At 68.5% G+C, this 24267-nt stretch carries 24 protein-coding genes; 15 read left to right on the top strand and 9 right to left on the bottom strand.

Annotation, left to right across the window (positions count from 1 at the left end; translation table 11 throughout):
- Positions 1-113 precede the first annotated feature (113 nt).
- The gene (locus tag ACE3Q6_RS03050; RefSeq protein WP_374428325.1) at positions 114-3077 is read left to right on the top strand and encodes a hypothetical protein; all 2964 of its coding nucleotides are present in this window, start codon (positions 114-116) and stop codon (positions 3075-3077) included.
- A 162-nt stretch (positions 3078-3239) separates the two neighbouring features.
- Here ACE3Q6_RS03050 and cobT read toward each other — a convergent pair whose 3' ends face one another.
- Positions 3240-4244: a nicotinate-nucleotide--dimethylbenzimidazole phosphoribosyltransferase gene (cobT, locus tag ACE3Q6_RS03045; protein WP_374428323.1), complete on the bottom strand. Its 1005-nt coding sequence runs from the start codon at positions 4242-4244 to the stop codon at positions 3240-3242.
- 86 nt (positions 4245-4330) lie between these two features.
- Between cobT and cobS the strand changes: the two genes are divergently transcribed.
- From cobS to ACE3Q6_RS03015, 6 genes are all read left to right on the top strand, one after another.
- Complete coding sequence (gene cobS, locus ACE3Q6_RS03040; RefSeq protein ID WP_374428842.1) at positions 4331-5080, top strand: adenosylcobinamide-GDP ribazoletransferase; 750 nt, start codon at positions 4331-4333, stop codon at positions 5078-5080.
- 151 nt (positions 5081-5231) lie between these two features.
- Positions 5232-6314 (top strand): 3,4-dihydroxy-2-butanone-4-phosphate synthase, encoded by a 1083-nt coding sequence (gene ribB / locus ACE3Q6_RS03035; RefSeq protein WP_374428321.1) that lies wholly within the window; start codon positions 5232-5234, stop codon positions 6312-6314.
- A gap of 3 nt (positions 6315-6317) precedes the next feature.
- Positions 6318-6818: a 6,7-dimethyl-8-ribityllumazine synthase gene (locus tag ACE3Q6_RS03030; RefSeq protein ID WP_374428319.1), complete on the top strand. Its 501-nt coding sequence runs from the start codon at positions 6318-6320 to the stop codon at positions 6816-6818.
- Positions 6815-7285 (top strand): transcription antitermination factor NusB, encoded by a 471-nt coding sequence (gene nusB, locus ACE3Q6_RS03025; protein WP_374428317.1) that lies wholly within the window; start codon positions 6815-6817, stop codon positions 7283-7285. Before ACE3Q6_RS03030 ends, nusB begins: the two co-directional genes overlap by 4 nt.
- Before the next feature lie 41 nt (positions 7286-7326).
- A complete protein-coding gene (locus ACE3Q6_RS03020) occupies positions 7327-7707 on the top strand; it encodes an META domain-containing protein (RefSeq protein ID WP_374428315.1) in 381 nt (126 codons plus the stop codon).
- Positions 7708-7795: 88 nt separating this feature from the next.
- Complete coding sequence (locus tag ACE3Q6_RS03015) at positions 7796-8569, top strand: ion transporter (RefSeq protein ID WP_374428313.1); 774 nt, start codon at positions 7796-7798, stop codon at positions 8567-8569.
- An 11-nt stretch (positions 8570-8580) separates the two neighbouring features.
- Here ACE3Q6_RS03015 and ACE3Q6_RS03010 read toward each other — a convergent pair whose 3' ends face one another.
- On the bottom strand, positions 8581-9525 hold the full coding sequence (locus ACE3Q6_RS03010) for an alpha/beta fold hydrolase (RefSeq protein ID WP_374428311.1): 945 nt from the start codon (positions 9523-9525) through the stop codon (positions 8581-8583).
- Positions 9522-9809, bottom strand: a complete 288-nt coding sequence (locus ACE3Q6_RS03005; RefSeq protein ID WP_374428309.1) for an SCP2 sterol-binding domain-containing protein — start codon at positions 9807-9809, stop codon at positions 9522-9524. The genes ACE3Q6_RS03010 and ACE3Q6_RS03005 overlap by 4 nt, the downstream gene beginning before the upstream one ends.
- A 67-nt stretch (positions 9810-9876) precedes the next feature.
- On the opposite strand from ACE3Q6_RS03005, the gene ACE3Q6_RS03000 reads away from it, so the two are divergent.
- The 5 genes from ACE3Q6_RS03000 to ACE3Q6_RS02980 all read left to right on the top strand — a co-directional run bounded on the left by ACE3Q6_RS03000 (position 9877) and on the right by ACE3Q6_RS02980 (position 14812).
- A complete protein-coding gene (locus ACE3Q6_RS03000; protein WP_374428307.1) occupies positions 9877-10440 on the top strand; it encodes a tetratricopeptide repeat protein in 564 nt (187 codons plus the stop codon).
- 3 nt (positions 10441-10443) lie between these two features.
- Positions 10444-13293 (top strand): helicase-related protein, encoded by a 2850-nt coding sequence (locus tag ACE3Q6_RS02995; RefSeq protein ID WP_374428305.1) that lies wholly within the window; start codon positions 10444-10446, stop codon positions 13291-13293.
- Positions 13294-13626, top strand: a complete 333-nt coding sequence (locus ACE3Q6_RS02990) for an RNA-binding S4 domain-containing protein (protein WP_374428303.1) — start codon at positions 13294-13296, stop codon at positions 13624-13626.
- 51 nt (positions 13627-13677) lie between these two features.
- Positions 13678-14016 carry a ferredoxin FdxA gene (gene fdxA / locus ACE3Q6_RS02985; protein ID WP_374428301.1) on the top strand — a complete coding sequence of 113 codons (339 nt, stop codon included), beginning with the start codon at positions 13678-13680 and terminating at the stop codon, positions 14014-14016.
- Positions 14017-14302: 286 nt separating this feature from the next.
- Positions 14303-14812 carry a CarD family transcriptional regulator gene (locus tag ACE3Q6_RS02980; protein WP_374428299.1) on the top strand — a complete coding sequence of 170 codons (510 nt, stop codon included), beginning with the start codon at positions 14303-14305 and terminating at the stop codon, positions 14810-14812.
- Positions 14813-14872: 60 nt separating this feature from the next.
- Here the strand turns inward: ACE3Q6_RS02980 and ACE3Q6_RS02975 are convergent, their stop codons facing one another.
- The 3 genes from ACE3Q6_RS02975 to ACE3Q6_RS02965 all read right to left on the bottom strand — a co-directional run bounded on the left by ACE3Q6_RS02975 (position 14873) and on the right by ACE3Q6_RS02965 (position 16603).
- Complete coding sequence (locus ACE3Q6_RS02975; protein WP_374428297.1) at positions 14873-15310, bottom strand: GNAT family N-acetyltransferase; 438 nt, start codon at positions 15308-15310, stop codon at positions 14873-14875.
- A 47-nt stretch (positions 15311-15357) separates the two neighbouring features.
- The gene (locus ACE3Q6_RS02970; protein WP_374428295.1) at positions 15358-15915 is read right to left on the bottom strand and encodes a hypothetical protein; all 558 of its coding nucleotides are present in this window, start codon (positions 15913-15915) and stop codon (positions 15358-15360) included.
- A gap of 91 nt (positions 15916-16006) precedes the next feature.
- Complete coding sequence (locus ACE3Q6_RS02965; protein ID WP_374428293.1) at positions 16007-16603, bottom strand: riboflavin synthase; 597 nt, start codon at positions 16601-16603, stop codon at positions 16007-16009.
- Positions 16604-16731: 128 nt separating this feature from the next.
- On the opposite strand from ACE3Q6_RS02965, the gene ACE3Q6_RS02960 reads away from it, so the two are divergent.
- From ACE3Q6_RS02960 to ACE3Q6_RS02950, 3 genes are all read left to right on the top strand, one after another.
- A complete protein-coding gene (locus tag ACE3Q6_RS02960; RefSeq protein ID WP_374428291.1) occupies positions 16732-18012 on the top strand; it encodes a capsule biosynthesis protein in 1281 nt (426 codons plus the stop codon).
- Positions 18013-18104: 92 nt separating this feature from the next.
- Positions 18105-19235 (top strand): polysaccharide biosynthesis/export family protein, encoded by a 1131-nt coding sequence (locus ACE3Q6_RS02955; RefSeq protein WP_374428289.1) that lies wholly within the window; start codon positions 18105-18107, stop codon positions 19233-19235.
- Positions 19236-19332: 97 nt separating this feature from the next.
- The gene (locus tag ACE3Q6_RS02950; protein WP_374428837.1) at positions 19333-21267 is read left to right on the top strand and encodes a capsular polysaccharide biosynthesis protein; all 1935 of its coding nucleotides are present in this window, start codon (positions 19333-19335) and stop codon (positions 21265-21267) included.
- On the opposite strand, the gene ACE3Q6_RS02945 is transcribed toward ACE3Q6_RS02950, so the two are convergent.
- From ACE3Q6_RS02945 to ACE3Q6_RS02935, 3 genes are all read right to left on the bottom strand, one after another.
- Positions 21264-22610: an MATE family efflux transporter gene (locus ACE3Q6_RS02945; RefSeq protein WP_374428287.1), complete on the bottom strand. Its 1347-nt coding sequence runs from the start codon at positions 22608-22610 to the stop codon at positions 21264-21266. The genes ACE3Q6_RS02950 and ACE3Q6_RS02945 overlap by 4 nt on opposite strands.
- 61 nt (positions 22611-22671) lie before the next feature.
- A complete protein-coding gene (locus ACE3Q6_RS02940; protein WP_374428285.1) occupies positions 22672-23622 on the bottom strand; it encodes a nickel/cobalt transporter in 951 nt (316 codons plus the stop codon).
- A complete protein-coding gene (locus tag ACE3Q6_RS02935; protein WP_374428284.1) occupies positions 23607-24245 on the bottom strand; it encodes a DUF1007 family protein in 639 nt (212 codons plus the stop codon). Before ACE3Q6_RS02935 ends, ACE3Q6_RS02940 begins: the two co-directional genes overlap by 16 nt.
- Positions 24246-24267: the final 22 nt, after the last annotated feature.

The following is a 24267-nucleotide window of genomic DNA, read 5'->3' as shown; positions in this document are numbered from 1 at the left end:
CGCAACCGTATCCTTGGTCGTTTTCCTTCCCTTAGGCGAAAAGCTGCTTTACTAAGGCGCCAATCGGCTGGGGCACGTTCCAGCACTTCCAATATCCGTGCTAGACCCGCGACATGAAACCGACATTTGCACTTGACCTGACGAGCGAGACCATCGGTCTTCTGCATCGCACGCCGAAGGGATGGCTTTCGATCGGCGAGGTCGCCTTCGACGCCCCCGACCTGCCCGAGGCGATGGACTACCTGCGCAAGACCGCGCTTGGCCTGTCGCCCCTCGGTGTCGCGACCAAGCTGATCCTGCCGAACAGCCAGATCCTTTATACCGAGATCCACGCTCCCGGCCCCAGCCGCGACGAGAAGCGCCGCCAGATCGCCGCCGCGCTGGAAGGCCGCACGCCCTATGCCGTCGAGGATCTGGTCTTCGACTGGTCCGGCAAGGGCGCGACCGTCAAGGTTGCCGTCATCGCCCGCGAGACGCTGGAACAGGCCGAGGGCTTCGCGGTCGAGCATCGGCTGAACCCGGTCTCCTTCGTCGCGATCCCCGAGGAAGGCACCTTCGTTGGCGAACCCTGGTTCGGCCCGACGACCGCCGCCGCCTCGATCCTGGCCGAGGACGAGACGGTGGACCGCGACCGCGAGCCGGTCTCGATCCTCCAGCGCGAGCTTCCCAAGGCCGAGCCCGCAGCCGCCGCACCGGAAGCTGCGCCCGAACCGACACCCGAGCCCGAGCCCGAGCCCGAGCCCACTCCCGAACCGACCCCCGAACCCCAGCCGGACCCCGTGCTGGAGACCCCGGCCGAGCCGAAGGCACAGTCGACCGCTCAGGCCGCCGCGACCGTGGATGATGACCTGCCGGGCCTTGCCGAGGCGCTGGAGGCCGAAGTGCCGGCCCAGACCCCAGCCGCCCCGGCGCCCGTTGCATCCGCCCCCGAACCGGCCCCGCTGGCCGAGGACGAGCCCGAGGCCATCCTGGCCCGCGAGGCTGCCGCCGAGGCGTCCCGTGCCAAACCTGCCCCGGCGCCCACTGCCGCCACGCCGGAAGAAGCCCCCTTTGCCCATGTGACGGACACCTCGGCCTTTCCGGACGGCGACGACCTGCCCGCTGCAGCATCGGCCCGCAAGCTTTCGGTCGATGATCTCGACGACGACATCCCGCCTGCCCCGCCATCGGCCGCCATGGTGGCCTTCGCCAGCCGTCGCGCCGCCGCGGCCGAGGGTGCCGCCCGTCCCGTCGATGGCGTGACCCGCACCGCGGCCCCGCCCGCCGGCGCAAAGCCCGCCCCGGCGGCGCGGCCGGCCAACGGCAAGGGTTTCCCCGGCCTGGTGACCTCTCCCTCGATCCCGGGCACGCGGGCGAAGCCGAAGCTGAAGGGCGGCGACATCCCGCGCCCCGCCATCGGTGGCCCGACTACCGTGAAGTCCCCCACCCGCCCCGGCGGCACCTTCGGCGCAGTCGCTCCGGCCAAGAAGCGCACCGGCACCATGTTCATGGTGATGGTCGGGCTTCTGCTCCTGTTCCTGGCCCTGGTCGCGGCCTGGGCCTCGTATTTCGTCGGCGGCAACGGTGCCCCGACCGAAGACACGGCCGCCGCAGCGGACAGCCTGCCGGGCGTCGACGACGAGATGCTCGCCGACATGCAGGACCCGGAAGGGATGACCGATCCGCTCCCCGAAGCCGAGGGAACGGCCACCGCCAGCGTCGAAGAGCTTGCGACCGAAAGCCTGCCGGTGAACATCGGCGGAGAGGACGCGTCCGCCGAAACCGCAGCCGCCGACCCCGCGGCTGATGCCGCCACCGAGGACACCGCCGCAGCCGTTGCCCTGGACGACCCGGCGGTCGAGCCCGACCCGGCGACCTTGGAAGAGACGGCCGAGGTCCTGCCCGAACCCGCTCCCGAACCTGCGCCCGAAACCGCCGTGGCCACCGATGTCTCGGCCGCCACTGCCCCGGTCGAGGATCAGGACGAGATCTTCCTCTCCGCGATGGACGCGCCGCCCCCTGCCCTGGACGCGCTGGCCCTCCCCGCGCTGGCCGAGACGCGGGACATCCTGCCCGATCCCGTGATGCCGCCGCCGGCGCCGGGAACCGTCTACAAGTTCGACGCCAACGGGCTGTTGATGCCCACGCCCGACGGGATCATGTCGCCCGAGGGCGTCTTCCTCATCGCCGGGAAGCCCCCGCTTGTGCCCCCCGTCCGCAGCGAGGCAGCGACCGCCGCCGCCCTCGCCGCCGCTCCGGCTGCCGCGCCCGAGGCCGCCGCCGAGGCAACCGCCGATGCCGCCTCGACCACCGCCACCGTCGCCGATGCCTCGCTCGTCACTGCGGGCGACGACGCCGCGCCGGCCGCCGAACTCCCTCCGGCCGATCCCGCGATGGCCGGCTTCCGGCCGCGCCCGCGGCCCGAGGGACTGGCGCCCGCCCCCGCCGACGATGCCGCCCTTACGCCCGAGATCGCGGCCGAATTCGCAGGCCTCCGCCCGCTGCCCCGCCCCGCCAGCGTGACCGCCGCTGCCGCCGCCGCTGCGCCGGCCGAACCGGCCGACCTGGGTGCCCAAGCCGCGTCACTGACCGCGCAGGCCGAGGCGAAACTGGCCGAGGCTGCCGCGCTTGAGGCGCAGAACCCCTCGATCGTCGCCATCTCGATGCGGCCCGCCGCGCGCCCGAACGACTTCTCTGCCGCCGTCGAAGCCGCCGTGGCCGCCGCCGTCCGCGAGCCTGCCCCGGAAGCGGAAGTCGAGGTCGCCGCCGCCGCCGCCGCGCCCGAGGCCAAACCCGAGGAGATGGCCGAACTCGATGAACCCGAACCCGCACGGGCGGCCCCCTCCATCCCGACCAAGGCGAGCGTGGCGAAGCAGGCGACCTTTGCCAACGCGATCAACCTGTCCAAGCTGAACCTGATCGGCACCTACGGCACCGACTCGCGCCGCTACGCGCTGGTCCGGCAGTCGAACGGGAAGTACAAGAAGGTGAAGGTGGGCGACCGGATCGACGGCGGCACGATCAAGGCCATCACCGAGACCGAGGTCCGCTACCAGAAGGGCGGGCGGCTCATCAGCCTGAAGATGCCGAAGGCCTAAGGCGCGCTCCTCATGCGGCTTTGTCTTCTCGGCGCCGGCGCACCGGCCCGGGACGAGTGACGAAGTCACAGACAAGCCTATGGTTCACAGGACGTAAACGTTCACAAGCAACCCCTTGATCTCAAAGAGCTGCCTGCCGCTGTCCTGCGTGGACAAGGGGCCTCAACCGGCGGCGACCCCGGCTTCGGCAAAGGTTGCCATCCCGGAATGGCAGGCGACCGCCCCCTGCACCACCCCGATCGCCAGCGCCCCGCCCGAGCCTTCTCCAAGCCGCAGGCCCAGCGACAGAAGCGGCTCCTTGCCAAGCTTCTCCAGCAGCCGCGCATGTGCGCCCTCGGCGCTTTGATGGCCCGCGACGCAATGGTCGAGCGCCCCCGGCACGGCTTTCTCCAGCACCGCCGCTGCCGCGCAGGCGATGAACCCGTCCAGGATCACCGGCACCCGCGCCATCCGCGCACCCAGGATCGCGCCCGCCATCGCGGCGATCTCGCGCCCGCCAAGGCAGCGCAGCACTTCCAGCGGGTCCGACAGCAGCGCCTTGTGCCGCTCCACCCCCGCCGCGACGGCGGACTCCTTCCGGCGCAGCCCCTCGTCATCCACCCCGGTGCCGCGCCCGGCCCAGCCGACGCCGCCGAAAAGCGCCGTCGCGATGGCCGCGGCGGCGGTGGTGTTGCCGATCCCCATCTCGCCCGCGACGAAAAGGTCTGCCTCGGGATCAACCGCCTCGAAGCCCTTGCGCAGCGCCGCCACCACCTCGGCCTCGGTCATCGCCGGAGCTTCCGTGAAGTCCGCCGTGGGCCGGTCGAGGTCCAGCGCGTGGACGTCCAGCTTGGCGCCGAAGGCCTTGGCCAGCTGGTTGATGGCCGCTCCACCGTGGGCAAAGTTCGCCACCATCTGCACCGTCACTTCGGCCGGAAAGGCCGAGACGCCCTTGGCGGTCACGCCATGATTTCCGGCAAAGATCGCGATCTGCGGATTCGAGGCGCGCGGCCGGTCCGTCCCCTGCCACCCCGCCATCCAGATCGCCAGCTTCTCCAGCCGCCCCAACGCGCCCGGCGGCTTGGTGAGCTGCCCGTTCCGCGCCTCGGCCGCCGCGATGGCAGCCTGGTCAGGGGCCGGAAGCTTCGCCAGCAATGCACGGACATCGGCAAGGGTCTGGAACGGCATCGTCTTCTCCGGATTGAACCTTTTCGCGTCTGGGGCTACCCCAAGGGGGACCTGAACGCCAGCCGGGATAAGCCGCTTTGCTCCCAATCCGCGACATCGCCCTTCGGCTGCCGTCCGACCTTCTGTCGGCCTTCGCCCTTCTCTCCCGGCTTCCGCTGCCGAACCATCAGGGCACCGGCGCCGCCTCGGCCTGGGCCTGGCCCGTGGTCGGAGCCGTCCTCGGCGCGCTCGGAGCGGCAGTGGCCACGGGGCTCCTTTGGCTGGGCGTCACGCCCGGGGTCGCCGCGGCCCTGGTCCTGGCCCTTGGCGCGATGCTGACGGGCGGCCTGCACGAGGACGGGCTGTCGGACACGGCGGACGGACTTTACGGCGGCTGGACGCGGGAACGGCGGCTGGAGATCATGAAGGACAGCCGGGTCGGCAGCTACGGCGTCCTGGCGCTGGTCCTGGTCACGCTCGCCCGCTGGGCGGGATTGACGGCGGTGCTGGTCTTTGGCGGCCATTGGGCTGCGCTGGTGGCCACGGGGGCGCTATCCCGCGCGCCAATGGCACTGGTGATGGCGCTTCTGCCGAACGCGCGCGGGTCGGGGTTCAGCCATGCCACGGGCCGCCCAAGCGCAGCGACGGCACTGGTGGGCCTGGTGCTGGCCGTGGCCCTTGCAGCCGCCCTGACCGGGTGGTCCGCCGTGCCCCTCGTTTTCGCCACGCTGGCCGTCACGCTTTGGCTGGCCTTCACTGCGCTGCGCAAGATCGGCGGGCAGACGGGGGACATCCTGGGCGCGTCCCAGCAACTGGCCGAGGTCGCCTGCCTGGCCGTCCTGTCCGCCCGGGTCTGAAGGGGGGACCGATTTCTTCGAAGAAATCGGACCGGAATTTTTGAAAATTCCGGTTCCCGGGCGACAGAATGCACAGCTTCTCTGCGCCCTGCCCCTCTGGCCTTTGCGGCCCGCCCGCGCTAGAGGGGCAGTGAGAGCTTGCGAGGCACACATGTCCGAATATTCCGACGCCATTTCCACGACCGAAGAGATCATCGAGGACGCCCGCAACGGGCGGATGTTCATCCTGGTCGACCACGAAGACCGCGAGAACGAGGGGGACCTCGTGATCCCGGCCCAGATGTGCACACCGAACGCGATCAACTTCATGGCCACACATGGCCGGGGCCTGATCTGCCTGGCGCTGACCTCGGACCGGGTGGACCAGCTGGGCCTGCAGCTGATGGACCGGAAGAACTCCAGCCGTCATTCCAGCGCCTTCACCTTGTCGATCGAGGCGGTCGAGGGGATTTCGACCGGCATTTCTGCCGCCGACCGCGCGCGGACCGTCGCCGTGGCGACCGACCCGACCAAGGGGGCCGCCGACATCGCCTCCCCCGGGCACATCTTCCCGCTGCGCGCCCGCGACGGCGGCGTGCTGGTCCGCGCGGGCCATACCGAGGCGGCGGTGGACGTCTCGCGGCTTGCGGGCCTGAACCCCTCGGGCGTGATCTGCGAGGTGATGAACGACGACGGCACGATGGCGCGCTTGCCCGACCTCATCAAGTTCGGCCAGAAGCACGGGATCAAGATCGGCACCATCTCGGACCTGATCGCCTACCGCCGCAAGCATGACAACCTGGTCAAGGAACGCTCGGTGAAGGCCGTCACCTCGGTCCACGGCGGCGACTGGCTGATGCGGGTCTTCACCGACGACCTGCAGGGGGCTGACCACGTCGTCCTGACCAAGGGCGACCTCTCCACGCCCGAGCCGGTTCTGGTCCGCGTCCATGCGCTGAACCCGCTGGAGGACGTCCTTGGCCTCGGCGAAGGCTCGGACCTACCCGCCGCCATGCGGATCATCGCGGCCGAGGGTCGCGGGGTGGTCGTCCTTCTGCGCGACACGACGATGAAGATGGTCGAGGACGGCGAGCATTCGCCCCAGACCCTGCGCCAGTACGGAATCGGGGCGCAAATCCTGTCAGCCTTGGGTCTGTCGGCGATCACGCTGGTCACGAACTCGGCCCAGCCCAAGCTTGTCGGCCTTGAAGGCTATGACCTGACCATCGCGGGCACCCGCGCGATCAAGGAGTAAGCCATGGCCACCGCCGAGACGCACTACACCCTGCCGCTTCCCAGCTTCGACAAGCCGGTGAAGCTTCTGATCGTGGTGGCGCCCTATTACAAGGACATCGCCGACAACCTCGTCGCCGGGGCGAAGGCGGTGGGCGAGGCCTGCGGGGCCGAGGTTGACCTGGTGGAAGTTCCCGGCGCGCTGGAGATCCCGACGGCCATCGCGATGGCGCAGCGGCTGGCGGACTATGACGCCTTCGTGGCGCTTGGCTGCGTCATCCGGGGCGAGACGACGCATTACGACACGGTCTGCAACGATTCCTCTCGCGCGATCAGCCTTCTAGGCCTGCAGGGCGCCTGCATCGGCAACGGGATCCTGACGGTGGAGAACCGGGCGCAAGCGGAGATCCGGGCCGACCCCATGGGCCAGAACAAGGGCGGCGGGGCGGCGGCTGCGGCCTTGCATCTGGTGGCCTTGTCGCGCAAATGGGCCGGCAAGACCAAGGGGATCGGTTTCAGGGCATGACGACCGCCAGACGTGACGAAAAGCGCCAGATGAAATCCGCCAGCCGGCTTTATGCCGTGCAGGCGCTCTTTCAGATGGAAAGCTCGGGCCAGACGGTCGAGGCCGTGACGCGCGAGTTCGAGACGCACCGCTTTGGCGCGACCTACGAGGAAGGCGAATTCGCCGAGGGCGACGTCGACCATTTCCGCGCCGTGGTGGGCTCGGCGGTGAACTGGCAGGCGAAGATCGACCAGCTGACCGACCGCGCCCTCGTCGCGGCCTGGCCCATCGACCGGATCGACCCGGTGCTGCGCGCTCTCTTCCGCGCGGCGGGGGCCGAGCTGGTGGACATGGCGACGCCCCCCAAGGTGACGATCACCGAATATGTCGACGTGGCCAAGGCCTTCTTCCCCGACGGGAAAGAGCCGAAGTTCGTCAACGCCGTTCTTGACCACATGGCGCGCGAGGCCAAGCCCGAGGCTTTCTGACGCGTCAAAGGATTGTCCGAAACGATGAAGGAGCCTTCTCCATGCGTCTTCTGCCTCTCCTTGCCGGCCTTGCCATGACCGCCTGCACCGCCCAGGCCCAGGACCCCTCGGGCGTCACCTGGACGCTTCGGGCGCTTGACGGCCAGCCCGTCGACATCCCCGCCACCCTGACTATCGGCGCTGCCGGAGAGGTCTCGGGCAAGGCGCCCTGCAACAGCTACGGCGGCCGGAACCTCGGCACCCTACCCGAGATGAAGCTCTCGCCCCTGCGCGTCACCCGCATGGCCTGCGACCGCCTGGCCGACGAGGACGTCTATTTCGACGCCCTGACCGCGATGACGCGGCTGGAACGGAAGGACGACCGGACCCTGGTCCTGACCGCCCCCGATGGTCGCAGCATGGAATTCACGCTGGCACCTTGAGACCTTTGGACTTCGGGTCCCCGGGGCTGGACGAACGCGGCATGGCACCGCATATCCGCTGAAGTTTTCCCCCGTGAACCGAGGTCCCATGTCCCCCCGCGCTGCCGTTGCCGCCTTTCTCGACCGCCCGACCGTCTCGCGCTTCATCATCGCCGTCATCCTGATCAACGCCGTCACCCTGGGGCTTGAAACCTTCCCCGAGGTCATGGCGCGGGCGGGGACGCTGATACTCGCCATCGACCGGATCTGCCTGGCGATCTTCGTCGTCGAACTGGTCCTGCGGCTGTACGCGCAAGGTCTGCGCTTCTTCCGGTCCGGCTGGAACGTCTTCGACTTCACCATCATCGCGATCTCGCTGCTTCCGGCCACCGGCAGCTTCTCGGTCCTGCGGGCGATGCGGATCCTGCGGGTCCTGCGCGTTGTCTCGGCCGTCCCGTCGCTCCGCCGGGTGGTCGACGGGCTGGGCCGGGCATTGCCGGGCATGGGGTCGGTCTTCCTTCTGATCCTGATCATCTATTACATCGCGGCCGTCATGGCGACGAAGCTCTTCGGGGCCAGCTTCCCGCAATGGTTCGGCAGCCTGACCGCCACGTCCTTCACGCTGTTCCAGATCATGACGCTGGAAGGCTGGTCGGGAGAGATCGTGCGCCCGGTGATGGAGGTCTATCCCTACGCCTGGGCCTTCTTCGTGCCCTTCATCCTGATCACCACCTTCGCGGTCCTGAACCTGATCGTGGGCCTCATCGTGAACTCGATGCAGGAAGCCGCCAGCGAGGCCGAGGAACAGCGCGACCAGGCCTTCGAGGCCAAGGTGATGGAGCGGCTGGCCGCCATCGAACGGAAGCTCGACGCCAGGGGCTGAAGGCGGGCCGCCTACCGGTTGGCCGCGTAAAGCGAGGCCGCGCGGTCGAAGAACCGGGCGCGGGCGGCGGGGCCTTCCATCATGATCTCGTGCTCGGCCCCGGGATAGAGGTCCAGCTGACCCGTGGCCCAGCCCGCCATCCGAAGGTGGATCGGCGGAACATCCACCACCTTTTCCGCCGTGCCCAGGGCGCAGATCGTCGGCACAGGCGGCGCGGGCATCCGCGCCAGCGCCGCGCATTCGACCAGCGCCGCCTTCAGCCAGGCGATGGACGGGCCACCAAGGGCCAGGTCGGGCACCTCCACCACCTGGCGGCGCATGTAGTCCCACATCTCCGGGTCGGTCGTCAGCACATTGCCCTGGAAGGGCTGGGTCGCCAGATAGGCCTGCCCTCCCGTCGTCGGCGCGTAGCGGTGCGCGATCCCAAGCGGCCGGGCCAGCGCCCCCACGACCGAGGCCACGGGCCGCAGCCAGGCCGCCATCGCGATCCCCCACATGGGGGCCGAGAACACCGCGGCCCGGATCCGCAGCCCGCGCATCAGGGCGCGAAGCCCGATGCAGCCGCCCATCGAATGCGCCATCAGGTAGAATGGCTGCGGCAGTCCTGCCTCGGTGGCAGCGGCCAGCATGGCATCCATGTCTTGCTGGTACTCGTCGAAGTCACCCACATGTCCGACCATCCGGTCGGGCAGCGCGCGGTCGGCAAGGCCCTGCCCGCGCCAGTCGATGGTGATGACCGAAAAGCCTCGCGCCACCAGATCCCCGGCAGCGCGGCCGTATTTCTCGACGCATTCCGTCCGGCCCGGCAGCAGAAGCACCGTGCCCCTGTCCCCCGCGCGCCACCAGGCGACGCGGATCCGCGCCTGGCCGGCCTTCAGCCAGACACAGACGGCCCCGGGCGGCCCGTCAGCCAGCGCCGCGTGGAACGGCGCCTCGGAGAGCGTGGTGTCCTTCACCCCAGGACCGAGCCGAGCTTCATCGCCATGCCCATGCTGCCATCGACAGACAGTTTCCCGGACATGAAGGCCATCGTCGGGTTCATCTCGCCATCCAGGATCGCGCGAAACACGTCCGCGTCGGCGGTCAGCGTCACGTCGGCTTCGTCGTCGCCCGCGCGAACGCCCGCGTGGTCCAGCATGATCGCCCCTTCGCCCGGGATGACGAACTTGGCCACCCCGTCGAACCCGCCGGACAGTTTCGCGGACAGTGCCTTCACGGCCGCATCGATCATTTCGCTCATTGCAAAGTCTCTCCTTCGTGACCCTGGCGCCACTGGATATCTGGCGCGGATCGGCTACTTTGCAGTTATGGGTATCCGCGCCGCCATTCTCAATCGTATCGTTGCGGCACTTGTTCCGCTTTTCCTGACTTGCGCGCCGGTTATTGCCGAGGATGTCGCCAAGCTCGACGGGTTGTTCGAACGCCTCAAGACCGCAGGCGAGGATGAGGCCGGGCGGATCGAGACCGAAATCTGGATCGAATGGTCGAAATCCGGCTCCCCGGCAATGGACCTGCTGCTTCAGCGCGGCAAGGATGCGATGAACCTTGGCGACACCGCCGCGGCCATCGAGCATTTCACGGCCGTCATCGACCAGGCCCCCGACTTTGCCGAAGCCTGGAACGCCCGCGCCACGGCCTATTACATGGCCGGCGACTTCGGCCCCTCGGTCGCGGACATCGGCAAGGTCTTGACCCTGAACCCCCGCCATTTCGGGGCGCTCTCCGGTCTTGCGATGATTCTCGAGGAAACCGGCCGGCCCGAACGCGCGTTGGAGGTTTACAAGGCTGCGCTCGCCATCCATCCCCATCTCGAAGGCGCAGCCGAAGCGATCGAGCGTCTGGAGACCGAGGCCGAGGGCCAGGAGCTTTAAGTCATGGACGCCACCCGGCGGGTGACGGCGGTCCTTGGGCCGACGAACACAGGCAAGACCCATCACGCGATCGAGCGGATGCTGTCCCATCGGACCGGCGTGATCGGCCTGCCTTTGCGGCTTCTGGCGCGCGAGGTCTACGACCGCATCGTCGCCAAGGTCGGCCCCTCGGTCGTGGCGCTGGTGACGGGCGAGGAACGGATCGTCCCCGACCGCACGCAATACTGGGTCTGCACCACGGAAGCGATGCCCCTGGAGATCGGCGCCGATTTCGTCGCGGTGGACGAGATCCAGCTTTGCGCCGATGCCGACCGGGGGCATGTGTTCACCGACCGCCTCCTCCGCGCGCGGGGGCTGAACGAGACGCTTTTCCTTGGCTCCGACACCATGCGGGGGGCCATCGCGGGCCTTGTGCCGCATGTGACGTTCCTGAAGCGCGACCGGATGTCCACGCTGAAATATGCAGGCTCGAAGAAGATCAGCCGGATGCCGGAACGGTCGGCCATCGTCGGGTTCTCCGTGGAAAACGTCTATGCGATTGCCGAACTGATCCGCCGCCAGAAGGGCGGTTGCGCGGTGGTGATGGGCGCGCTGTCCCCCCGGACGCGAAACGCTCAGGTCGCTTTGTACCAGAACGGCGATGTGGACTATCTGGTGGCGACGGATGCCATCGGCATGGGCCTGAACCTCGACATCAAGCACGTCGCCTTCTCGGCCACCGCCAAGTTCGACGGCCGCCGGATGCGCGCGCTTTACCCCCAGGAACTCGCCCAGATCGCCGGCCGCGCCGGACGGCATACCGAGGACGGGACCTTCGGCGTCACGGGTGAAGTGCGTCCCTTCGACGAGGAAACCGTCGAGGCCATCGAGACCCACCGCTTCCAGCCGGTGAAGAAGCTTCACTGGCGGAACGAATCGCTCGACTTCGGGTCCGCCGAACGCCTGATCCGCAGCCTGGAAGAACCCACCTACAACGACTGGCTCACCCGCGCGCGGGATGCCGATGATCTTCTGGCGCTGAAGGCGCTATCGGCGCTGCCCGAGGTGCAGGACCGCCTGACCGAACCGAAACGCGTCCAGCTTCTGTGGGACGTCTGCCGCATCCCCGACTTCCGCTCCTCGACCGGGCCGGAACACACCACGCTCCTGACCCGGATCTTCGAATTCCTCGTCGGACGCGGCCTTGGCGGGGGCCGCATTCCCTCGGACTGGCTCGCCACGGCGATCAAGCGCATCGACAAGACCGAAGGCGACATCGACACATTATCGCGCAGATTGGCCTATATCCGCACCTGGACCTACGTCACTCAGCGGAAAAACTGGGTCGAAGACGAAAGCCATTGGCGCGAGGAAACCCGCGCTGTAGAAGACCGCCTGTCGGACGCGCTCCACGCGGCACTGACCCAACGATTTGTTGACCGGCGGACCTCTGTTCTCCTCCGCCGGTTGAAGCAGAAGGAGGCTCTCGTGGCCGAAGTGAACGACAAGGGCGAAGTGACGGTCGAGGGCGAATTCGCCGGGAAACTGGAGGGCTTCCGCTTCAAGCAGGACGCCAGCGCCACGCCCGATGCCGCCCGCACGCTTGCGCAGGCCGCGATCCAGGCGCTGAAGCCGGAATTCCACCTGCGCGCCGACCGCTTCTACAACGCGCCGGACACCGAGCTGGACTTCACCGAACAGGGCGGCCTCATGTGGGGAACCAACGCGGTGGGCAAGCTCGTGAAGGGCACGGAGCCTGCCAAGCCCACGGTCGAGGCCTTCGTCGACGAAGAAGCCGGTCCCGAGGTAGTGGAAAAGGTCCGCCGCCGCCTGCAGCACTTCATCGACCGCAAGGTCGCCGCGCAGTTCGAACCGCTCCTGAACATGTCCCGCGACGAGACGCTCACCGGCCTCGCCCGCGGCTTCGCCTTCCGCCTGACCGAGGCGATGGGCGTCCTGCCGCGCGAGCAAGTGGCCGCCGAGGTCAAGGAACTCGACCAGGACGCCCGCGGCGCGCTGCGCAAGCACGGCGTCCGCTTCGGCCAGTTCACCATCTTCCTCCCCGCCCTCCTGAAGCCCGCGCCGACCCGGCTGCGGCTGGTGCTGTGGTCCTTGTGGAACGGTCTGCAGGAATTCCCCGAATCCCCGCCTCCGGGTCTGGTGACGATCCCGAACGTCCAGGAAGTGCCGAAGATGCACTACACGCTCGCGGGCTATCACCCTGCAGGCGCCCGCGCGATCCGCATCGACATGCTGGAACGCCTGGCCGACATCCTGCGCCAGAAGGATTCCCGCGCCGGGTTCGAGGCCACGCCTGACATGCTGTCGATCACCGGCATGACCCTGGACCAGTTCGCCGACCTGATGGGCGGTCTCGGCTACAAGGGCGAAAAGGCCGAACGCCCGAAGGTGAAAGCCGAGGTCGCCAAGACCCCCGAGATCTCCGAGGAAGCCGCCGCCGCCATCGCCGCGGGCGTGCCGATCCCCGAGGAGGTTTCGATCCTCGCCCCCGTGGCCGAGCCGGAGCCCGAAGCCGCACCCGAGATGGAGGCCTTCTACACCTTCACCTGGGCGCCGAAGCCCCGCCACCCGCGCCCCGAACGCGGCCCGCGCCCTGAGCGGAAAGAGGGCGCGCCCCGTGGCGATCGCCCGCAAGGCGAGCGTCCCCAAGGCGACCGTCCGCGCCGCGAAGGCCAGGGCGACCGGCCCAAGCATGACCGGCCGAAAGGCGACCGGCCCAAGGGCGACTTCAAGGGCAAGCCCAATCGCGACGACCGGCAAAAGTCGTTCGAGGCCCGCCCACCGCGGCCCGAAAAGCCCATCGACCCCGACAACCCCTTCGCGGCACTCCTCGCGCTCAAGGGCAAGGTCTGATTGGCCGGGCCTTCCGGCAAGCCTGATCCAGCCGCTGCGCCGAAGCTGCGGCTGGACAAATGGCTCTGGCAGGCCCGGTTCTTCAAATCCCGCACGATTGCCGCCGAGGTGATCGCCGAGGGCCACGTCCGCGTGAACGGCACCCGCGTCTCGCGCCCCGGCCGCGAGGTGATGGAAGGCGACACCCTCACTTTCCCGCAAGGCCGCCGCATCCGCGTCATCCGCATCACCGCCCTTGGCCAAAGGCGCGGCCCCGCGACCGAGGCCCAGGGCCTCTACCTGGACCTCGACCCATCTGCCGCACCGCCGGACGGTTCAGACAGTCTTGAATGATCCGGCGGCCTGCCTTAGTCAGGCGCAAACCCTTCCTGAAGGCCCACGCCCATGACCTACGTCGTCATCGACAACTGCATCGCCTGCAAATACACCGACTGCGTCGAGGTCTGCCCGGTCGACTGCTTCTACGAGGGCGAGAACATGCTGGTCATCCACCCGGATGAATGCATCGACTGCGGCGTCTGCGAACCGGAATGCCCCGCCGACGCAATTCGCCCGGACACGGAACCGGACATGGAGGAATGGGTTTCCTTCAACAGGAAATACGCCGTCCAGTGGCCGGTGATCGTGACCAAGAAGGACCCGCTGCCCGGCTACGAGGAACGGGATGGCGAGACCGGGAAACGGGAAAAGTACTTCTCCGAGGCCCCTGGCACGGGCGGCTGAGGACGTATGCGATTCGGGCATATCTGTGGCCCCGAATCGGTGACAACGCGTAAAGTAGCGACATAACAAGACGTTAGTCCTGAACTGCCCGGTTTCGCGGCAGTTGGAATCAGGCGCGTTTTGTGTTATTGTTCGTTTACAAAGCAAGCACGGATGCCTGACCGAAGGCTTGGGGTAGCTCCTCAGCCGCAAATCATTGTGACAATCCAGCTCCACTCGCCTGGACCTTGGTTCAGGGCGCGCGGGGTCTTTGTCGCGGTAAGGCATCCCTACTGGGGAATCGTGAATGACCAAGTCGAAGAAGCCTGAATTCCGCCCGAACGATTTCGTGGTCTACCCGGCGCACGGCGTCGGCAAGATCATCTCGATCGAGGAACAGCAGATCGCCGGGATTCAGCTGGAGCTTTTCGTCATCTCCTTCGAGAAGGACAAGATGACCCTGCGCGTCCCCACCCACAAGGCGGTGGAAATCGGCATGCGCGCGCTGTCGGCTCCCGACGTGGTGACCAAGGCGCTCGACACGCTGAAGGGCAAGGCCAAGGTCAAGCGCGCGATGTGGTCGCGCCGCGCCCAAGAATATGAGCAGAAGATCAACTCCGGCGACCTCCTCTCGATTGCCGAGGTCGTCCGCGACCTGCACCGCACCGACGACCAGCGCGAGCAGTCGTACTCCGAGCGTCAACTCTACGAAGCCGCGCTCGAACGCCTGACCCGCGAAGTCGCCGCCGTCTCGGGCGTGGATGAGGCCGGTGCCGCGAAGCAGGTCGACAGCGTCCTGGTTGGCCGCGCGGCCTGATCTTTCGGGGTCATGGAATGTTGAACGGCGGTCTTTCGGGGCCGCCGTTTTCCATTTGTGTCACGCAGGTCTGGCTTCCATCCGGATGATCCGACCCCACTCGGTGTCTTCCTCCGGCCCCACGACCTGAAAGCCCGCCTTCCTGTAGGCCGCAATCGCACGGGCATTCGCCGGATGCGGGTCCGTGCCGATCACCGGCGCGCCCGCTGCGAAAAGCTCGGCGATCCTTTGGCGCAGGAACGCGCTTCCATGCCCGCGACCGACCATGCCGGGGTCGCCGATGAACTGGTCCACCCCGCGCGAACCCTCGGGAAGGTAGCCGAAATGGTGCCCCTCCCACCCCTTCACGTCATAATCCTGCATGAACGCAAAGGGGACGCCATCCCATTCCACGATCCAGAGCGCGACACGCGGATCCTGCAGGTCCGTGGCGTCGTAGGGATCTTCGTCGTCCCACCACTCCCGGACATGAGCTTCGGCCAGCCAACGACGCAGCAAGTCCAGGTCTCCAAGCGTTGCGGCGCGAAAACGATACGGCCCGGCAGTCATGCCCCGGCCGCGAAGTACCGTTCCGCCGGCAGATACCCCGCCAGCCGCCCTGCCGCGCACCAGTCGCGCTCCAGCCCCAGGTCGCCCACCAGGATCACCCGGTCCGACGGCAGCTTGCCCAGCGCGGCGCGCACCCGGTCCCGCATCTCGCCAAACCCCGCCAGGGCGTATGGCGCGGGGAAAACCCCGTCCAGCACCGGATTGGCCGCCTCGACCATCCCCGGCGTCAGCGGCGCCACCGCCAGCGCGAGCCGCCTGCAGTGTACCTCGGCCAGTTTCATCGCCCGCTCCGGAGGCATCGCCGGGCTCAGAAGCGAAACCCGCAAGGCGTTCGACGAAAACAGGAACGCCACCACGTCATGCCCGGTCGCCGCCCGCACTCCGGCGTAGGTCCTGTAGTCCAGCCCCAAGGCCTTGGCCCGCTTCACCCGCGTCCGCACCACTTCGACCGGCAACACCGGCAACAAACGCTCCCGCGCCACGGACCAGCAGTGCTTTCGCCATCTGACCCCACCGTCCATCGACGGCCCGCCGTTATGCCCGACCTCGCCCATCAGCAGCTCCGAACAATTCGACTAAAATTTGCTTTCACATTTGCACAAATATCCTGCGGGGGTCCGGGGGTGCAAAACCCCCGGCCCGACCTCAGTCGTACTCCCGCAGCCGCGCCACGTAGCGGGCCATCGTGTCGACCTCGAGGTTCACGCGGTCCCCGACGGCCACCTCGCCCCAGGTCGTCACCTCTTGCGTATGCGGGATCAGGTTCACCCCGAACTCCGCCCCCGCCACCTCGTTGACCGTCAGCGACGTCCCGTTCAGCGCCACCGATCCCTTCGGAGCGATGAACCGGGCCAAAGCCTCGGGCGCGCGAAAGGTCACGCGGACCGAACCGCCCTCATGTCGCACCCCCACCACCTCGGCCAGGCCATCGACATGGCCCGACACGATATGCCCGCCGAGCTCATCCCCGACCTTTAGCGCGCGCTCAAGGTTCACCCGCTTGCCCGGATTCCAGCCGCCGACGTTCGTCTTCGACACCGTCTCGGCGCTGATCTCGACGTCGAACCAGTTCTGCGGGTCGCTCCCCAGGGCAACGACCGTCAGGCAGACCCCGTCGCAGGCGATCGACGCGCCGATGTCGATTCCGCCGACATCGTAGCGCGTGGCGATCCGCGCGCGCAGATCGCCGGTGACTTTGGTGTCGACGATCCGGCCGACGTCGGTGACAATTCCGGTGAACATGGGTCTCTCCCGCCTTTCCTGTCAGGTAAAGCCCCCCTGCCCCGCTGGCAAGCCTCGAGCCCGGGACGGCTTGCAAATCGGGCAGTCTCAGGCATCCTTCGTCCAGGATCGTCCCCGACAGGCGTCACGTGACCCGACCCGCCCGCCGCTTCCTTTTCCTGCAGGGCCCCCACGGCCCCTGGTTCCACCGTCTGGCGCGACAGCTTCGCGCCTCCGGGGCCGAGGCCTGGCGCGTGGGCTTCAACCTCGGGGACCGGGCGTTCTGGCCGGGACGGGGCTACATCGCGTTCAAGGACAGCCACGATCTCTGGCCCGACCGCTGCGCCGCGCTTCTCGACCAGCTTCGCATCACCGATCTCGTGGTCTACGGCGACACCCGTCCGATCCACGCGGCGGCCGTGCGGCTGGCCCAGGCCCGAGGCATCACCGTCCATGTGTTCGAGGAAGGCTATCTCCGCCCCTACTGGGTGACCTACGAACGGGGCGGCGCCAACGGCCTTTCCCGGCTGATGGACCTGTCCGTCGGGCAGATGCAGACGGCGCTTCTGCAGGTCGACCCCGACCTGCCGACCCCGCCCGCCACCTGGGGCGACATGCGCGAGCACATGTTCTGGGGCGCGCTCTACCACGGCTGCGTGGCGCTGGGGGGGCGCGCCTACCGCAACTTCCGGCCGCATCGGGCGCTCTCGGTCTGGCAAGAGTTCCGCCTCTACCTCCTGCGCTTCCTGCTCATGCCGCTTCACGGGCTGGAACGGATGCTGGCGACCAGCCGGATCCGGCGCGGCGGCTTTCCGTTTCACCTGGCGATCCTGCAACTGGAACATGACGCAAGCTTCCGCGACCATTCCCCCTTTGCCAGCATGACCGACTTCCTGGCCGTGGTGATCGACGGCTTTGCCAGAGGCGCGCCAGCGCATCACCACCTCGTTTTCAAGGCCCACCCGCTCGAGGATGGCCGCGCGCCCATCCTTCCGACGATCCGCAGGCTTGCCGCGGACCACGGCATCGCGGGCCGCGTGCATTTCGTGCGCGGGGGCAAGCTTGCACAGCTTCTTGACGAGGCGCGCTCGGCGGTGACGGTCAACTCGACCGCCGGGCAACAGGCGCTCTGGCGCGGCCTGCCGCTGCGGACCTTCGGCGAGGCGGTCTATGCCAAGCCCGAGTTCGTCTCGTCGCAACCGCTCGAGCAGTTCTTCGCCGCTCCGGTCCGCCCCGATACGCGGGCCTACCGCGATTACCGGCAGTTCCTGCTGCAGACCTCGCAACTGGTCGGCGGCTTCTATTCCATGCGCGGGCGGCGGCGGCTTCTGCGGCAGGTGGTCGACCTGATGCTGGCCGTCGAGGATCCCTATCAGGCGCTTGCGGTCGGCACGGCAGCACCGCGGAAACCGTTGCGCGTGGTGGGCTGAACGCCACGACTCGGCTGGTCATCACATGGGCCAGTCGCTACAGTCCGCCCCGGTATTTTAGCGCTCCACGCGGGAATCGGGTGACCTTCCGTATGTCGTACACAGTCAAGGCAGTTGTCCTCCTGGCAAGCCTTTCCATCCTCGCGTCCTGCGGCTTGCCCCGCTCCGGTCCCACCAAGCGAGAGATGCTTGCCGCCTCGGTCGATGCCAAGGGCGACGCGCATATCGTGCCGGTTACCCGGGCCGTGTCCGCCGCGACTGCGGTCCAGCCCAGCTTCGGCTTCAGCGCCGCGTTCCGGGATGCAGGGCTCGTCGGCGCGGACACGATCGCCGTGGGCGACACCCTGTCGGTGACCGTCTACGAAAACGTCAAGGACGAACCCCTGCTCGGCAATACCGGACAGCGCGTCTCGGGCCTGACCGACCTGCAGGTCGACGGGCAGGGCTTCATCTACATTCCCTATGCCGGGCGCATCAAGGCGGCGGGCCAGACGCCCGAGGGGCTGCGCCTTGCGATCACGCGCAAACTGGAAGACCAGACCCCCCTGCCGCAAGTCAGTATCTCGCGCGCGCCGGGCGAAGGATCGACCGTGTCGATTTCGGGTCAGGCGGCCTCGAACGGGGTCTATCCGATCGAAGCCTCGACCCGGACCCTCGCCACCATGCTGGCCCGCTCGGGCGGCGTCACCGTGGATCCCGCGGTCGCCATCGTGCGCGTCACGCGCGGGTCCCGCACCGGCAAGATCTGGCTGCGCGACCTTTACGAGAACCCCGCGCTCGACATCGCGCTGCGCCCCGGCGACAAGATCATGATCGAGGAAGACAGCCGCAGCTTCATCGCGCTTGGCGCGACGGGCACGCAGAACATCGTCCCCTTCGAATCCCCCACGCTTTCGGCGCTTGAGGCGCTGGCCACGGTGGGGGGCCTCTCGACCACTGCCGCCGATCCCCGCGGCGTCTTCATCCTGCGCGACGAAAGCGAGGCCGTCGCCCGCGCCGTCCTTGGGCGCAGCGATCTGGTCGGCGACCAGCGCATCGTCTATGTCCTCGACCTGACCGAGCCGACCGGGCTCTTCGAGGCGCGCGATTTCCAGATCCGGGACGGCGACACGATCTACGTCACCGAAGCGCCCTACGTGCAGTGGCAGAAGACCCTCAGCGCGATCACCGGCTCGACGGCCGTCGCCTCGGACCTGGCCACCACCGCCAATTCCGGGGGCTGACCGCATCGTGTCGGAAGAAATCGTCGCGCTGGCCGGTGTGCCGCGGCGGCTTTTTCACCAGAACCTGTCCTTCCTGCGGAACCGGCGTCTTCACCGGATGCTGGAGCTTGCCGGCCACCAGCTTCGCCCCGGACTGCCCGGCCCCGAGGACGGTGTCCTGGTCTGGGGCGCAAGCCCGACCTCCTGGCGCGGCGAGCAGGTGGCCCAGCGGCGCGAGGTCCCGCTGGTCCGCGTCGAGGACGCCTTCCTGCGGTCGGTCCACCCCGGACGCGCGCTGGGGGAAGCACCCATCGGCCTGATCTTCGACCCGGTCGGAGTGCACTTCTCCAGTGCCCGGCCGTCAAGGATGGAAGCCATCCTGGGCGATGTGGGCTTGTACAATTCAAACATCCTGCATGAAGCGCGTCGGCTAATCCATTGTCTGCTGGAAGCGGGTTTGTCGAAATACAACAATTGTGATCCCACGCTGCCCGCTCCGCCCCCCGGCTACGTCCTGGTGATCGACCAGACGGTCGGTGATGCCTCGATCCACCAGTCCGGCGCCACGATGGCGACCTTCCGTGACATGCTCGCCGCCGCGCGTCGCAACCACCCCGAGCGGCGCATCGTGATCCGCACCCACCCGGAAAGCCGGGCCGGCCTTCGTCCGGGGCATTACGGGTCGGGCGACGCCGGCGGGCGGGTCAGCCTCCTGACGACGCCCGTTGCGCCGCATCTCCTGCTTGCTGGCGCGGCCGAGGTCTACACCGTCTCCTCCCAGATGGGCTTCGAGGCAATCCTGCACGGCCATCGCCCCCATGTCTTCGGTCAACCCTTCTATGCCGGCTGGGGGCTCAGCCAGGACCAGCATCCCCTGCCCCGCCGCAGCCGGCAGCTGACCCCGGAAGAGCTCTTCGCCGGGGCCATGCTCCTTGCGCCAGTCTGGTACGACCCCTGCCGCGACCGGCTTTGCGGGCTGGAAGAGGTCATCCACCAGCTTGAGGCCGAGGTCCGCGCCTGGCGCGAGGATGGCCGGGGCCATGTGGCGGCGGGAATGCGGCTCTGGAAACGCGGGCGGCTGCAAGAGGTGTTCGGGGGGCCCGCGCCGCTGCGGTTCCGCGACAGCCCCGCCGCCGCCGACCGGCTGGCGCGTCGAACGGGTCGAAGCCTCCTTCTCTGGGCCGGGAAGGAACCCGACGGTTTCGCCCCAACCGCCCCCTGCCTGCGGGTCGAGGACGGCTTCCTCCGCTCGCGCGGGCTCGGGGCCGAACTGGTGCCGCCCCTGTCGCTGGTCACCGACGACCTCGGCATCTACTACGACCCCCGCCGCCCCTCGCGGCTTGAGGCGCTGATCGCGACGCCCCCGTCCGAACGCCAGCGCCAGCGGGCCGAAGTGCTGATCGCGCGGCTGCGCACCGAGGGTCTGACCAAGTACAACCTTCCCGGCACGCCGCCGCGCCTGCCCCCCGGCCACCGCATCCTGGTCCCCGGCCAGGTCGAGGACGACGCCTCGATCCGCCTCGGCGCGGGCGAGGGGCGGACGAACCGCGCGCTTCTCCAGGCGGTGCGGCAGGCGAACCCCGATGCGGTGATCCTCTACAAGCCGCACCCCGACGTTGAGGCAGGCCTCCGCCCCGGGGCTGTCGATGCCTCAGACCTCGCCGATCTGGTGGTGACCGGCACCGACCCGGCCACACTTCTGGCCGAAGTGCAGGAGGTCTGGACCATGACCTCGCTTCTGGGGTTCGAGGCGCTGGTCCGCGGCCTGCCCGTCACCTGCCTTGGCGCGCCCTTCTATGCGGGCTGGGGCCTGACCCGGGACCTTGGTCCCACCCCCGACCGCAGGACGGCCCGTCCCGATCTTGTCCAGCTCGTCCATGCCGCGCTGATCGCCTATCCGCGCTACTGGGATCCGGTCAGCCGCCGGCCCTGCCCGGTCGAGGTCGCGCTTGACCGGCTGGCCTCGGGCGAGATCCCGCATCCGGGACAAGCAAACCGGCTTCTGTCAAAGCTCCAGGGTCGGTTGGCCAGCTACGCCCATCTCTGGCGCTAGCGGACCAGCCGCCAGAACCGCCACATGAGGCTCGCCGCGGCGCAGACCAGGCCGATGACGAGGCCAAGCCAAAGCCCCACCCCGCCAAAGCCCAGCGGGAAGGCCAGCACATAGCTGCAGGGAATCCCGATCAGCCAGTAACTGACCGCCGCCAGCCACATGGGCACGCCGGTGTCCTTCACCCCGCGCAAGAGGCCGAGCGCCATCACCTGCATCCCGTCCGCCAGCTGGAAAAGCGCCGCCACGCCCAAAAGCACCGTCCCGTAGGCGAGGATCGCCGCGCTTTCGGGCTTCGACAGGTCCAGGAACAGCGCCACGATCGGCTCCGGGATCGACAGGAACAAGGTTACCGAGGCGACGGCCACCCCGAACGAGATCACCACCGCGACCTTGGCCGCCTGCCGCAGCGCCTCCCGGTCGCCCTGCCCGTCGAAGCGTGCCAGCCGGATCGTCGCGGCGCTGGACAGGCCCACATGCAGCATGAAGGTCAGCGCCGCGACCTCCAGCGCGATGCCGTGGGCGGCAAGTTCGACCGTGCCGATCCAGCCCATCATCAGCGCCGACGCCTGGAACATCCCGCCCTCGGCAAGGCCCGTCAGCCCGATGGGAACCCCCAGCCGGAACACCTGCCCCATCGCGTGCCAATCGGGCCGCCAGAAACGCTGGAACAGGTGGAACCTGCGCAGGTCGGGCAGCAGGTGGGCGTAAAGCGCAAGGGCCACCAGCGACAGCACCTGCACAACCACGGTCGCCACGGCGGCGCCCCGCGCGCCCATCTCGGGGAAGCCAGCGTTGCCGAAGATCAGCGCCCAGTTGACCCCGATGTTCACCAGGACGGCGACCAGCGTGACCCACAGCACCACCTGCGTCCGGTGGAGGGCGGACAGGTAGCTCTGCAGGACCGTGACGATCAGTGCCGGCACCATCCCCAGTCCCGCGATCCGCATGTAGTCCTGCGCCATCGCCGCAACCTCTGCCTGCTGGCCCAGCGCGAGGAGGATCGGCTCGGACCACCAGAAGATGGGGTAGACCACCAGCCCATAAATGATCGACAGCCAGATCCCCATCCGCGTGTCGCGGCGGACCTGGGCCTCGTCGTCGCGCCCCAGCGCGGCCGCAACCATCGGCATCACCGCCTTGGCGAAGCCCGAGCCCACGACGAAGATGATGAAGAAGGACGATGCGCCCAGCACCACGGCGGCCAGCGGCACGACGCCGTACCAGCCGACCATCACCGTGTCGGTCACATGCAGCGCCATCTGCGCGAGGTGCGACCCGATGAGCGGAAGGCCCAGCACGAGCGTCTCCCTCGCGTGGGTCGAATTGGTCATTTGTGTAGTCATGCGGCAGGCTTACCGCCGCCGGTGGCGGGGCACAAGCCATGCTCTCCGCCGCGGCGCGGCGTCAGAGGCTCTGGACCAGAAGCCCCCCGGCCGCCACCGCGATCACCGCCCCGATGACCAGTTGCGCCACCGGCATCGCCCGCGCCACGGCACCCGAGCCAAGGCTGGAGAGCGCGCCCTCGCGTGCCCAGACCGCCACCAACGCCGCACCCACCGTGACCAGAGCCGTGCCAAGACCCATGACGAAAGCACCCGCCACCCCGGCCAGCGCAATCCCCAGCTGCCAGGTCAGCACCAGAACGAACAGAGCGCCCGAGCAGGGCCGCATCGCGATCCCCGCCACCAGCGCCAGCCCGTCGCGGAAGGATCCGACGCGCTCCACCTCTTCGACACTCGGCCCATGCGCATGGGTGCATTGAGGACCGTGCACATGGCCGTGGTGATGGTGGTGGTGATCGTGGTGGTGGTGGTCGTGGTGATGGTCGGGCCCGTGCCCGTGCTCATGCCCACGCGCCGCGGCCTCGGCCCGCATCCCCGCAAGCCCCCGCCAGACCAGCCAGAGCCCAAGGCCAAGGATCATCGCGTGGCCGACCGGGGTCACCCAATCTTCCGCCGCCCCCTCGACCGCCGTGCGGGTCAGCCCCAGGACCGCCAGCGCCGCATAGACCAGCCCCACCGCCACTGCCGCCTGCGCAAGGCTGGATGCCAGTGCGAGGCCCGCCAGCCGACCGACCGGCACCCGCCGCGCGACGCCATAGCCGCCGATCACCAGCTTGCCATGTCCCGGCCCCGCCGCGTGCAGCACGCCATAGCCGAAGCAGACCAGCCAGAACGCCGCCAGTGCCCCCGGCTCTCCGCCCCGCAGGGCCCGGATCGCGCCCGCGAGCCGCTCTTGCGCGGCCCGTTGCGCGGATTGAAACCCGTCGGCCACCGGCCCCAGCGCCCCGGAAAGCCAGAGCGCACCAAGGACCAGGACCAGCGCCAGCCCGGCGAGGCCTAGGGCGCGGCGCATGTCAGGCGGACCTCCTCGGCGAAATTGGCCCCGACGGCCGGGAACTCGGCCTCCAGATCGACGTCGGGAGTGTACTCCGCCAGCGCCGCCTGCAGGGCCTCTTGCGCCTCGTCCAGATCGGGGACGAAGACCTGCGCCGTGCAGCCCGCCCCGCCCGTCACCACCGGGTCGCCCGGGATCGTATAGGCGCTGTAGTAGCCCGGGTCATAGGCCTGCACGATCAGCGGCACCTCTGCCACCGGGACCGGAGCGGCAAAGTCCCGGACATGGGTCGAGGTGATCTTCCCCCCGGCATAGCCCGCCGTCCAGTCGCGCGGCCCCGACAGTTTCAGCGGCACGCCGGCCATCAGCGCATAGGTGTCGCCCTCGAACCCCTCGATCCACTTCATGTCGAAACCGGAGAGCTGCGCCACCTCCTCGGGCGTCAGGGTCCCATCCCAGTCCGGGTCCAGTCCCATGTCGCCAACGATGTACAGCGAATAGAGGTCGTCATAGGTCCAGCTTATCCGCAGGCCCGTCGCCTCGTTCCGGTCGTTCAGAATGATCTCGATGCCCGTGTCGATGAAGACATGCGGATGGGCCAGCGCCGGGCCGGCCGCAAGACATGAGAAAAGGGTCATCATCCGCAACATGGCGGGCAAGGTA

Origin of the sequence: Tabrizicola sp., from assembly GCF_041913445.1 — a bacterium.
Lineage (GTDB): Bacteria > Pseudomonadota > Alphaproteobacteria > Rhodobacterales > Rhodobacteraceae > Tabrizicola.
This window is presented reverse-complemented; position numbering and strand designations above follow the sequence as displayed.

What these genes read in the sequence shown, in the direction of transcription:
- ACE3Q6_RS03005 (WP_374428309.1), bottom strand. Translation starts at nt 9,809, where the DNA reads ATGAGCGAAATGATCGATGCGGCCGTGAAGGCACTGTCCGCGAAACTG.
- ACE3Q6_RS03050 (WP_374428325.1), top strand. Translation starts at nt 114, where the DNA reads ATGAAACCGACATTTGCACTTGACCTGACGAGCGAGACCATCGGTCTT.
- ACE3Q6_RS03000 (WP_374428307.1), top strand. Translation starts at nt 9,877, where the DNA reads ATGGGTATCCGCGCCGCCATTCTCAATCGTATCGTTGCGGCACTTGTT.
- ACE3Q6_RS02940 (WP_374428285.1), bottom strand. Translation starts at nt 23,622, where the DNA reads ATGCGCCGCGCCCTAGGCCTCGCCGGGCTGGCGCTGGTCCTGGTCCTT.
- ACE3Q6_RS02965 (WP_374428293.1), bottom strand. Translation starts at nt 16,603, where the DNA reads ATGTTCACCGGAATTGTCACCGACGTCGGCCGGATCGTCGACACCAAA.
- ACE3Q6_RS02995 (WP_374428305.1), top strand. Translation starts at nt 10,444, where the DNA reads ATGGACGCCACCCGGCGGGTGACGGCGGTCCTTGGGCCGACGAACACA.
- ACE3Q6_RS03015 (WP_374428313.1), top strand. Translation starts at nt 7,796, where the DNA reads ATGTCCCCCCGCGCTGCCGTTGCCGCCTTTCTCGACCGCCCGACCGTC.
- ACE3Q6_RS03020 (WP_374428315.1), top strand. Translation starts at nt 7,327, where the DNA reads ATGCGTCTTCTGCCTCTCCTTGCCGGCCTTGCCATGACCGCCTGCACC.
- ACE3Q6_RS02980 (WP_374428299.1), top strand. Translation starts at nt 14,303, where the DNA reads ATGACCAAGTCGAAGAAGCCTGAATTCCGCCCGAACGATTTCGTGGTC.
- ACE3Q6_RS02950 (WP_374428837.1), top strand. Translation starts at nt 19,333, where the DNA reads ATGCTGGAGCTTGCCGGCCACCAGCTTCGCCCCGGACTGCCCGGCCCC.
- ACE3Q6_RS02970 (WP_374428295.1), bottom strand. Translation starts at nt 15,915, where the DNA reads ATGGGCGAGGTCGGGCATAACGGCGGGCCGTCGATGGACGGTGGGGTC.
- ACE3Q6_RS02955 (WP_374428289.1), top strand. Translation starts at nt 18,105, where the DNA reads ATGTCGTACACAGTCAAGGCAGTTGTCCTCCTGGCAAGCCTTTCCATC.
- nusB (WP_374428317.1), top strand. Translation starts at nt 6,815, where the DNA reads ATGACGACCGCCAGACGTGACGAAAAGCGCCAGATGAAATCCGCCAGC.
- ACE3Q6_RS02945 (WP_374428287.1), bottom strand. Translation starts at nt 22,610, where the DNA reads ATGACTACACAAATGACCAATTCGACCCACGCGAGGGAGACGCTCGTG.
- fdxA (WP_374428301.1), top strand. Translation starts at nt 13,678, where the DNA reads ATGACCTACGTCGTCATCGACAACTGCATCGCCTGCAAATACACCGAC.
- ACE3Q6_RS02935 (WP_374428284.1), bottom strand. Translation starts at nt 24,245, where the DNA reads ATGATGACCCTTTTCTCATGTCTTGCGGCCGGCCCGGCGCTGGCCCAT.
- cobT (WP_374428323.1), bottom strand. Translation starts at nt 4,244, where the DNA reads ATGCCGTTCCAGACCCTTGCCGATGTCCGTGCATTGCTGGCGAAGCTT.
- ribB (WP_374428321.1), top strand. Translation starts at nt 5,232, where the DNA reads ATGTCCGAATATTCCGACGCCATTTCCACGACCGAAGAGATCATCGAG.
- ACE3Q6_RS03030 (WP_374428319.1), top strand. Translation starts at nt 6,318, where the DNA reads ATGGCCACCGCCGAGACGCACTACACCCTGCCGCTTCCCAGCTTCGAC.